10 protein-coding genes are annotated in these 9899 nt (G+C 49.9%); 2 read left to right on the forward strand and 8 right to left on the reverse strand.

The genetic code is table 11. The features are described from left to right. Positions 1 to 42: 42 nt before the first annotated feature. The 4 genes from IBT46_RS26560 to metC are packed head-to-tail and all read right to left on the reverse strand — an operon-like array spanning position 43 to position 3417. Complete coding sequence (locus tag IBT46_RS26560) at positions 43 to 759, reverse strand: amino acid ABC transporter ATP-binding protein (protein WP_200548076.1); 717 nt, start codon at positions 757 to 759, stop codon at positions 43 to 45. Beyond that, the gene (locus IBT46_RS26565) at positions 756 to 1406 is read right to left on the reverse strand and encodes an amino acid ABC transporter permease (RefSeq protein ID WP_200539140.1); all 651 of its coding nucleotides are present in this window, start codon (positions 1404 to 1406) and stop codon (positions 756 to 758) included. The genes IBT46_RS26560 and IBT46_RS26565 overlap by 4 nt, the downstream gene beginning before the upstream one ends. After that, positions 1406 to 2230: a transporter substrate-binding domain-containing protein gene (locus IBT46_RS26570; protein WP_200539139.1), complete on the reverse strand. Its 825-nt coding sequence runs from the start codon at positions 2228 to 2230 to the stop codon at positions 1406 to 1408. Before IBT46_RS26570 ends, IBT46_RS26565 begins: the two co-directional genes overlap by 1 nt. A 35-nt stretch (positions 2231 to 2265) precedes the next feature. Then, the gene (gene metC, locus IBT46_RS26575) at positions 2266 to 3417 is read right to left on the reverse strand and encodes a cystathionine beta-lyase (RefSeq protein WP_200539138.1); all 1152 of its coding nucleotides are present in this window, start codon (positions 3415 to 3417) and stop codon (positions 2266 to 2268) included. 108 nt (positions 3418 to 3525) lie between these two features. On the opposite strand from metC, the gene IBT46_RS26580 reads away from it, so the two are divergent. After that, positions 3526 to 4434, forward strand: a complete 909-nt coding sequence (locus IBT46_RS26580) for a LysR substrate-binding domain-containing protein (RefSeq protein WP_200539137.1) — start codon at positions 3526 to 3528, stop codon at positions 4432 to 4434. A gap of 141 nt (positions 4435 to 4575) precedes the next feature. On the opposite strand, the gene IBT46_RS26585 is transcribed toward IBT46_RS26580, so the two are convergent. The 3 genes from IBT46_RS26585 to IBT46_RS26595 form a co-directional block, all read right to left on the reverse strand. Next, positions 4576 to 5598, reverse strand: coding sequence for a hypothetical protein (locus IBT46_RS26585; RefSeq protein ID WP_200539136.1), 1023 nt, complete (start codon positions 5596 to 5598; stop codon positions 4576 to 4578). Beyond that, positions 5586 to 6935, reverse strand: a complete 1350-nt coding sequence (locus tag IBT46_RS26590; RefSeq protein ID WP_200539135.1) for a GTP-binding protein — start codon at positions 6933 to 6935, stop codon at positions 5586 to 5588. Before IBT46_RS26590 ends, IBT46_RS26585 begins: the two co-directional genes overlap by 13 nt. 433 nt (positions 6936 to 7368) lie before the next feature. Further along, entirely contained in the window at positions 7369 to 8010 is a 642-nt protein-coding gene (locus IBT46_RS26595) for a TetR/AcrR family transcriptional regulator (RefSeq protein ID WP_200539134.1), read from the reverse strand. 100 nt (positions 8011 to 8110) lie between these two features. On the opposite strand from IBT46_RS26595, the gene IBT46_RS26600 reads away from it, so the two are divergent. Continuing rightward, positions 8111 to 9052, forward strand: a complete 942-nt coding sequence (locus IBT46_RS26600) for an aldo/keto reductase (protein WP_200539133.1) — start codon at positions 8111 to 8113, stop codon at positions 9050 to 9052. A 212-nt stretch (positions 9053 to 9264) separates the two neighbouring features. Here IBT46_RS26600 and IBT46_RS26605 read toward each other — a convergent pair whose 3' ends face one another. After that, positions 9265 to 9849: an NAD(P)/FAD-dependent oxidoreductase gene (locus tag IBT46_RS26605; RefSeq protein ID WP_370569556.1), complete on the reverse strand. Its 585-nt coding sequence runs from the start codon at positions 9847 to 9849 to the stop codon at positions 9265 to 9267. Positions 9850 to 9899 lie beyond the last annotated feature (50 nt).

Below are 9899 nucleotides of genomic sequence, written 5' to 3' on the forward strand. Positions count from 1 at the left end.
AACTCTCAACCTTTCAAGGCCATATGTCAGATCAAGTCGCGACTAATACATCTCAGGTTCTTCGTTTGCAATCACGACTCCGCCTTCCATAAAGATCACGCGGTCAGCAACTTCCCTGGCAAATCTCAGTTCGTGCGTCACGACAATCATTGTCATGCCTGCCTTGGCTAAATCACGCATAACTGTCAGAACCTCATCCCTTAGCTCCGGATCCAGCGCGGAAGTCGGCTCATCAAAAAAGATAACTTCCGGATCCATTGCCAACCCACGTGCGATTGCAACGCGTTGTTTCTGTCCACCGGATAGTTTTGCCGGATAACTGTCGGCCTTCTCAGCCAGTCCAACCTGCTTTAGCAATGCGTGACCTCGCTGATTGGCTTGATCTTTATGCAACTTTCGCACGCTAATCAGGCCCTCAGTCACGTTTTCAAGTGCACTTTTATGCGGGAAGAGGTTGAATGACTGAAACACCATCGCCGTTTTTTGCCGCAAGTGGGTAATTTCATGTTTTTCTGCTCGAGAGAGCGCTTTTCCTTGCTGTACACGTATGTGATGACCACATACCTCTATATCACCGCTGTCCGGTTGTTCAAGGAAGTTCAAAGAACGCAGCAGTGTCGTCTTACCAGAACCTGAAGGCCCGAGAATGACCACCACTTCTCCGGCATAAACCTGAAGGTTTACATCCCGCAGTACGGGCTGCCGGTCAAAAGATTTTGCCAGCGAGGTCACGGAAACTTTAAGTACTGCTTTGTTCATCGCATATGCCTCGACAAGTGGCCCTCAAGCCAGGTCTGTAGAATGGTGAGCACCTGATTAATCAGCCAGTATATGCATCCCACCATCAGGAACATTTCCATATAGCGGAAGGTCGTTGCGCCTACCTGTTCTGCCACGCGCGTCAGCTCCATAACTGTCACCGTGGAGGCCAGTGAGGTGTCCTTCATTAATGCGATCAAACGGCTGCCGAGCGGCGGCAGGGCAATCCGAAACGCCTGAGGAAGGATGATACGTTTCAGGCTTGTCCAGTACCCCATTCCCATAGCGTTGCAAGCTTCCCACTGACCTTTATCCACACTGTTAATGCCTGAACGGAAGTTTTCGCTCAGGTAAGAAGCCGAAAACAACGTCAGCGCCGTCAGCGCGGCGGGAATAGGATCCAGTGTTATGCCCAGCCGGGGAAGGCCAAAGTAAACCAGCAAGATCTGCACTAACAGCGGTGTGCCGCGAAATATTGATACATAGGTGAAGGCAATGATCCTCAAAATGCGTAGCGCGGAATTCCTCATTAGAGCAATCGCCATACCCAGTATGCTGCCCAGGACAAACGCGCTGAGCCCAAGGCCCAGCGTGATAACAATGGCCTGTTTCAGCAGCGGCAGCGCGCGCAGAAAAAGCTCATACATTATTTGACCTCGGCTTTGGCTTTAGCGATATCATCCACCATCTGATAATCAGGCCCGATATAGTGTTGCGAAAGCTTTGAAACAGTGCCGTCGGCAATCATGCCTCTGATTGCTTCGTCAATGGCCGCTTTGAGGCTACTGTGCCCTTCTGGCAGCGCAGCGGCAGAGAGCTGATAGGTCAATGGCTGCCCAACAGCTTTAATAGGCAGATTGTTTGCCTTGCGATAGCGCTCGCCACCGAAGTAGGAAGAAATCACCGCATCAATGCGTCCTGTCGCCAGATCGTTAAAGACAAGTCCGCCGTTGTCATAAGCGAGGATATCAGAGCGGGTGAGATGCTCACGCGACCAGGACTCATTAGTAGTCCCTGCCGTGGCACCGACCTTTTTACCTGCTAAATCGTGCTGTTCATGTATATCTTTATTATTGTCCAGCACATAGATGCGGAATTCTTCAACGCCGTAGGGTTCTGAGAAATCTACCTGCTTCTCCCGCTCGGGCGTTGGCGTCAGGTCGTTCATCACCAGATCGTATTTATCGGTTTTCAGGCCCTCGACGAAATTTTTAAATGTATCCGCTACAAAAGTGATGTGAGGAATGCCGATACGCTTTGTGATTTCCTTCGCCATAGCGACGTCATAACCATCCGGCTGGTTCTGATCGTTAATAAAGCTCCACGGGGGGCTGGCCTGGGTATTGGCAATGCGAATATCGCCTCTGGCACGAAGACTGGCCAGCGAGTTGTCAGCGGAAATAGCGGTAAAACTGCTCAGGGAAAGCATAGCCCCAGTTGCCAGGGCTAAAACACGGCGTTGCATTTTCATTGTTATACCCTTGTCTGTCGTCTTGTAAGAAAAATCTAACCGGCAGCCATTTGCCAGGCGTTCAGCGCCTGTTTCAGGTCTGCTATTAGCAGGTCCGGGTCTTCAAGCCCGATAGAGATGCGAATGATTGCTTCTTGGGTTGGCGTAAACGCCCGTGCCTGCTGCTGACCTGCAGGGTAATAGGCGATGAGGCTATGGGTTCCACCCCAGCTGGCGCCAATCGGGAAGTGATTTAGCGCGTTAAAGAAAGCGCTGATGGCTTCCTCTTTGCCGGGCTGGAAAATAAATGAAAACAGACAACCACTGCCGCTGAACTGTTTTTTCCAGGTTTCATGTCCCGGGTCGCTTTCCAGTACCGGGAATAGCACGCTGTGAATTTGCGGCTGCTCCGCAAGCCAGGCGGCCACTTTTCGCGTACTGGAACTCTGGTGCTGAAGCCGAAGCGGGAACGTCTCCAGCCCACGCAGTACCAGGAAACAGTCCTCTGGGCTGGTATTCAGTCCCATGATGCTCTGGGTTTCACGTAGAACCGCATAGTCCTCAGCATTATTCATGCTGATAGTCCCCATTAATAAATCGGAATGTCCTCCAAACATTTTGGTCGCGGCTTCAATCGAAAAATCGACACCGTGGTCGAGCGGACGGAAGTAGAGTGGGCTAGCCCAGGTATTATCAAGCATAGTTTTGACGCCATACTTTTTGGCCACCGCAACGATTGCCGTGACATCCTGCATTTCCATGGTCACCGTCCCAGGTGCCTCCATACAGATCATCCGGGTGTTAGGACGGATCAGTGCTTCGATCCCACCATCAATGGTCGGAGGATAAAACTCGACTTCCACCGCCATCTGGCTCAGCCAATTGCGGGCAAAGGTTTTCAGCGCGCCGTAGCAGGAATCTGAGATGAGCAAATGGTCACCACCGCGAACGAAAGCCATCACAGACACCATAAGCGCAGCCTGCCCGGAGGGTACAACGATGCAGTGCTGCGCATTTTCCAACGCGGCCACCCGACGCTCGAGCTCGCGCGCCGTTGGCGTGCCGGTAATCCCATAGCTGTAGCCATCAGGCTGACGCTCTTTGCGCGCGGCAAATTCCTCAAAGTTATCAAATACTACGGTCGAGGCGCGCCAAACGGCAGGAGACAGACTGGCGAATTTCTTATTAGCAGGGTCGATATATTGCATTTTTTTGGATTTCCACTGGTGTTAGTGCTGACATTGATTCTCAGGGATGGTTATGATTACAGCAATATCAGAAATTATTTACCTTATAAGCACAGGTTATAGCTTGTCATGTACCGAGAGATTGAAATCTTCCGCGCCGTCATGCTGACGGGTAGTACCAGCCGCGCTGCGGAAAAGCTGGATATTTCCCAACCCGCAGTGAGTCAGGCTATCCGTAAACTTGAGGAGAATGCCGGGCTGAAGCTATTTGCCCGCGTGCGAGGACGGCTTTTGCCTACTCAGGAAGCCACTGCACTGATGGTCGATGTGGATCAGCATTTTACCGGTATGGAAGCCATCGCCCATCGCCTGCGATCTCTAAGCGAACTGGGACTGGGAAGACTCGCGGTGGCCGCCTATCCGGCGGTTGGAAATCTGTTTCTTCCCCGTGCCATCGCCAGCTTCAATGTTGAACAGCGCAATATCCAAATCTCCCTCAAAGTACTCAGTTCACGGGAGGTTTATCAGCAGGTCATGGCAGGCCAGGTTGATTTCGGGCTGATGGCGGACGAGATCCCGCCCGGCGGGCTTGAGCATTCCCCCTTTTTGCAGGCCGAGGGGGTAGTCGTCATGGCGAAACATCACCCCCTAGCCGGCAGGGAAATTATTCATCCAGCTGACCTGGCACAGACTGAATTTCTGGCGTTGAGTCCAGAAGACAGCAGCCAGCAGCAACTTAACCGCCTGATGGATCATCTTGGGCTGTCGCTTCAGGTGCGGGTCGAAACACCTTACTCGCTCACCATCTGCGAAATGGCACGTCTTGGACTGGGAGTCGGGCTGGTCAATCCCATCGTTGCCTATGATTTTATGCACACGGATTTGGTTATCCGCCCCTTCAGCAGCGCAGTAAACTTTGCAGGATTAATGATATTTCGACCCGGCAAGCCGCTGTCAGAAAATGCCCGCGAATTTATGCGCGCATTGCGCATTCAGCTGGATAAAGATATGCGAACCATCCGACAGCGTATGAGCTGAAGATAAGCACAGAATGGGTGACAGCATGGTGCCACCCTTAGGATTGTAGGTGCCATTTGCTCATCTGCATCCTGATTGTTCTCTGAACAATAAACTTAATATCTACAGTTGTAGCAGCCTGATATTAAGCAATAGATGATTTTACATGGTGATTTTTAGCAAATGTACGCCACCATCAATCGTACCTGCGGCTATTACTGACTCAATGGGATGCCAGGCAATACAACTTATCGCGGCGTCCCCTTGCACAGCTGCAAGCGCATTAAAACGCGATGAATCATAAATAAAGAGACTTCCATCCTCGCCCCCGGAAGCAACTACGGGCTGATGAGGATGTGAGGCTAGCGCGGTAATGTTGCCATCGTGGCACAGCTGGTAGTCAGGACGGGTTCCCTCGGGGCCTTGTCCCTTAAAATCCCAGACTACAAGCGCCGCTCCACCAGCTGTATACAGATAGCGACCATTACAGCTCCAGACGATGTGCCGGACTTTGCCTTCATAGCCACCCATTTGAAACTCATTCTCTTTTTTCAGGCGCCAGAGATGAATGTCCCCCTCCTGGCTGCCTGCGGCAATGATTGAACCATTCGGTCGAACAGCAAGGCTTAAAAGAGAACCTTTCCACTCATATATTCTTACTGGCTTACTTTTGGTGGGATACCACCGTGATACTTGTCCATAGCTGCTAGTCAGCAAACTGCCATCATCCTGCCATTCAACCCCTGTGAGCGTGCTCTCAGAGGCCATAAAATCACTAATGAGCAGCCCGTCGCTGTTCCAGACTTTCAGCTCCTTACCCGTTATGCCTGCGAGTGTGCCTTGGGAGGACCAGACCAACTTTTCGACCCACCCTCTTCCACTGGTTAGCGTATGCTTTTTGACACCTGTCGTTCCTGACCAAATGATGATTCGGCTGTCCTGACCACCGCTTACCAGCGTGGCATTGTCGGGCGACCAGGCAAGCGCACTGGCACCCAGTCCGTGTACCACTTCTCGCCACAGGCGCTTACCCTCAGGCCAGCTGTAGACCGCAACGCTACCATCCGCACAGGCAGTTGCCAGATGCTTGCCGTCAGGGGAGAACGTTATCTGATTAACATACTCGCCTTCAGTGACAGACCACACCGGCTCATAGCCCGATCCTACTGGCGTTAAATTCGACATGCATTCACACCTTCAATGAGCGCCTGCCGATCAAGACCACGGCCGATAAACACGATTTCACTTATACGAGGCTCATTCACTTGCCACAGGCGATCTCTATTGAAATCCATCAACATATGAACACCCTGGAACACTACCCGGCTCTGCTGACCAGCAATGTTGAGAATCCCTTTGGAGCGAAATATATTTTCCCCCTGGACTGATAACAACATGCGTAGCCACTGGCTGAATTTTGCTTCAGACAGCTCTCCTTCCAGCGTGATGCCAACAGAGGTAATCTCATCATCATGGCTATGCGCAGCGCTATAGGCATGGAAGATACTGGGTGACAAGTCAGTGCCGTTGCGTCGAAGGGAAAGATGAAACTCTTCAGGCATGTGTTGGGTTGCCAGCGCATAAAATCCGGCTTCTTCAATCTCTACGGTAAACGAAAGTGTGCCCTGGGCTGGAACCGGTAAATCTAAAAGCTGTTTTGCAGGCTTGAGAGGGCCTGTCGTTGGAGCAGAACGCTCTTGCGACTGAAACGTCAAATCTGCCTTGGCAGCGAAATCAGACAGTGTGGCAGCGCTGTCATCAGCAACCCGCACAAATAAGGCCTCAATCTGGGGGTCAGGTCCTTCTGAGTAATGTAATTCATGTACGCCGGCGTCAAGAGCGTAAATGCCAGCCCATTCGAAAGGATATTCGGGCTCCAGAAAGCGCGGCCGCTCCTCAAGAATACGGTTCAAATCGAAGCCGCCAATATTCAGGACCGATGGAATATCGACTTCCGCGTTGACGGTCCGGTCTATTCTGGCCAGCGCATTCATGCTGCGTAATCTCTTCTCAAGTACGTCTAGTTTTTTCCCGTCCGTCAGATCGGTTTTATTGAGTAAAATTACATCGGCAAAGGCAATTTGTTCTCGTACTTCGTCACTGCTATCAATGTGTTGCTCTACATGATGAGCATCGACGACAGTAATGATGCCATCGAGTCGCATCGCTGCATTTATCTCTTCATCTACAAAAAACGTTTGTGACACCGGGCCTGGGTCCGCCATGCCCGTTGTTTCAATCAGAATTCGGTCAAACTTATCGCGTCGACGCATAAGGCTGCCGAGAATGCGGATAAGATCGCCACGCACCGTGCAGCAAATGCAACCATTGTTCATCTCAAAGACTTCTTCATCCGCATTGATAACCAAAGCATCATCAATACCGATTTCACCAAACTCATTTTCAATTACGGCGATACGAAGCCCATGCTGTTTACTGAGTATATGATTCAGAAGCGTGGTTTTACCTGATCCGAGAAAGCCGGTCAGGACAGTGACTGGAATGCGATTATCTTGATTCATGATTGCTCCGAAAGGTAATTACCGCTTTAAACTCAAGTCTGAAAGGCCACCAAGTTGATAAACACCAGCCCAGCAGCACAGACTATGTTACGTTATAATATTACATAAAACGGAAAAATGAACTTTACAGTTAGTAGCATTGCCACGGCAATCTTAGCTTTCTCATGTACGACAGCATTTGCGACTAACAGTCACATCACCTTTAGAACTGTGGCGCTTCCGTAACACTAGATGTTCGCCCGTATCATCTAGATTGGGCATCATTTTACTAAATAATGGTTGGCTGCTTGCGCGCACCAGATAAGTGGCCATGCAGTAGGAACAGTTGCCAGTTATATCAGGGGGGTAAGGCGCCATTCTGTGCCACTGCCCTTCCAGACGGGTTCGGCCTAGCCCATCAAAATCCTAGGCAGGATTTAGATAGGTTGAGATATCACCGAAGCAAGGCTTTTTTTTGTAAATAGCTACTGCAGATGATCAAGAGGTCTGCCTCTAACTTTCTAATTGAATCAATGGGTTCTCTATCCAGACTTTCAAACACCGCACGGGTTGTTCCACTGAGCATGTTTTGCAGGAAAAAAGCCACCTCATCAGGCTCAGAAAAAAATGCATCCTTTAAATTGATTAATACTGTTTTTATCGCAGCACGCATGCGGTAAATCATGTCGCGGACCGGCTCAGAAGCATCCAGGTGACTCACGGCAGAATAAAGTGAAACAGACGCTTCTAGCTCGAACGTCTTGGCATTAAGGTAAGCCTTTACCAGTCCCTCTCCTATTTCTGCAAGGCACTGACACTCAAGTTTCAGACAGGAAACTTCAAAGGCTGAGGCTATGCGCCCCAAGTGGTGAGAAAGAACGGCATAGAGGAGTGCATGTTTGTTAGGAAAATATTGATAGAGCGTACCCACTGAAGTTCCTGCGCGCTCAGCCACTTTTGTGGTAGTGAAGTCAGAAGAACCCCCCATGCGCAAAACCTGAATCGCGGCAGCAAAAATAGCCTCTATGGTTTCAGCAGATCGCCTTTGCTGGGGGGTTTTGCGGGGGATCAGCGTGGTGTGAATCTCACGTTTCAAAAGCGAATTCCGAATCTGAATAATTCTTCATATACTAAGCATACGTCCCATCCATGTCACGTCGGCTGACGTTTTGAAGATCGAAAAAGAGAGGAAAAACATGAAGCAGCGTAAACTTGGCAATCAGGGACTGATAGTCAGCGAGATTGGCTATGGCGCGATGGGAACTGCCGTAGGATACGGTCCCACCAATGATGCTCAATCGGTCAAGGCTATCCGGCAAGCCCACGAGATGGGGGTTACCCATTTCGATACTGCACATATGTACGGTTGGGGCGAAGGGGAAAAGTTGCTTGGCATAGCGCTCGCCCCCTTCAGGGATAAAGTAACCATTGCAACTAAGTTCGGCATTGCCGACGAACAATGGAACCCAGATTCAAGCCTTCAGGCCATGCGGAAAAGCGTTGAAAACAGCCTTCAGAATCTGAAAATCGAAACTATTGATGTTCTTTATCAGCACGTTCACGATCCGAAAATACCGGTCGAGGAAGTAATCGGTGAAATGCAGCGCTTCGTAGAGGAGGGTAAAGTGCGCTATCTGGGAATGTCTAACTCCAGCACCGAGATGATCAAGCGGGCAATGAAAGTTGCACCGATTTCAGTTTACCAGATGGAGTACTCAATATTTTCTCGTGGAGTAGAAGCGGTTTTACCATATCTGCGCGAATTAGGTATTGGCCTCGTAGCATACTCTCCCTTAGCTCGCGGCTTCCTGAGTGGGGCAGTAAAACCGAGAGATGCCTATTCAAGCTCTGATTTCCGTCAATGGATGGCATGGTGGGCACCTGAAAACTTCAGTGAAAATGTTGCACTTGCCGAGGAGCTCAATTCGATTGCAGAATCGAAGGGGTGTAAACTTTCTCAACTGGCTATCGCGTGGCTATTGGCGAAGGGCGGGGACATTGTGCCCATTCCTGGGTCGCGCAGTGTAGAGCGTGTTGCGGAAAATATCGGCAGCGCTGATATACTACTCACTTCCGAAGACCTTATACGCATTGATGCTATTGCTTTAAATGGCGCCCAGGGTGGGATCATCGGATGATGATAAACAAATTGGATTACGCTGAGTCCTGCCTGAAGTAATTAACTCAAGCTGCAGTAAAATTTTTTAGATGAGCATTGGTTTTTGATGAAGCTTCTCTTTAAAAATAGAAAACACGGTCATTAATTTATTATTTAACACACCGCAACTTTAACAAGAGCAACCTCTTGGTTGCTCTTGTTAAACAAGTTAGTACATTAACGCTATGATATCTACTGAGCCGCAGGAAAGTGAAGGGTGGAAAACGCCGGAAAATCTTCAGACGATTTTCCTAGCAGTCGATCAGGCGCATAATCATTAAGCAATGCAGAACGGTGACCCTCAAGGATTTCTTCCGCAGCTAACTTCCCTAATAAGGGTGCCAGGGTCATACCGCTGTGCGTCACCATTAAATAAACTCTGCGGTACGGCGTGACAAATCCAATACCGGGCAGGCCATCAGCCGGTCGCGCACGCTGACCTATTGTAATACGTTCGATTTTTGCCGACTCCGTATTATCAAATAATCGGTGTAAACGGTTCAGCATTTCCTGGCCGATGAAGCCATCATACGTTGGAAAAAATGTGGGGTTAGCGAAGTGGTCGAGGTCTGGCGCCTGGAGCAATAGTCGCCCCCCTCCTTCTGGCCTGACATTAAGCTCCGGCGTAATGAGGTTAGCACTGAGCTGAGTGAATTGCGGCGTGGTATGGGCAAGGAAACCACAGGCAATTTTATTAGGGTGGTTAGGATCAATCATCGCCAGCTCTAAGCCCATACGTCCCATGATCTCTTGTGACCAGCGACCTGTAGCTAAAATGTATTAGCTCAGACCTGATCTGACAGTTACCGGTTATTTATACAGGTGTC

Origin of the sequence: Erwinia sp. S38 (genome assembly GCF_016624545.1) — a bacterium.
GTDB classification, from domain to species: Bacteria; Pseudomonadota; Gammaproteobacteria; order Enterobacterales; family Enterobacteriaceae; genus Erwinia; species Erwinia coffeiphila.

Bases quoted from the DNA above. Each gene is read 5' to 3' on its own strand.
- IBT46_RS26560 (WP_200548076.1), bottom strand. From the start codon at position 759: ATGAACAAAGCAGTACTTAAAGTTTCCGTGACCTCGCTGGCAAAATCT.
- IBT46_RS26565 (WP_200539140.1), bottom strand. From the start codon at position 1,406: ATGTATGAGCTTTTTCTGCGCGCGCTGCCGCTGCTGAAACAGGCCATT.
- IBT46_RS26570 (WP_200539139.1), bottom strand. From the start codon at position 2,230: ATGAAAATGCAACGCCGTGTTTTAGCCCTGGCAACTGGGGCTATGCTT.
- metC (WP_200539138.1), bottom strand. From the start codon at position 3,417: ATGCAATATATCGACCCTGCTAATAAGAAATTCGCCAGTCTGTCTCCT.
- IBT46_RS26580 (WP_200539137.1), top strand. From the start codon at position 3,526: ATGTACCGAGAGATTGAAATCTTCCGCGCCGTCATGCTGACGGGTAGT.
- IBT46_RS26585 (WP_200539136.1), bottom strand. From the start codon at position 5,598: ATGTCGAATTTAACGCCAGTAGGATCGGGCTATGAGCCGGTGTGGTCT.
- IBT46_RS26590 (WP_200539135.1), bottom strand. From the start codon at position 6,935: ATGAATCAAGATAATCGCATTCCAGTCACTGTCCTGACCGGCTTTCTC.
- IBT46_RS26600 (WP_200539133.1), top strand. From the start codon at position 8,111: ATGAAGCAGCGTAAACTTGGCAATCAGGGACTGATAGTCAGCGAGATT.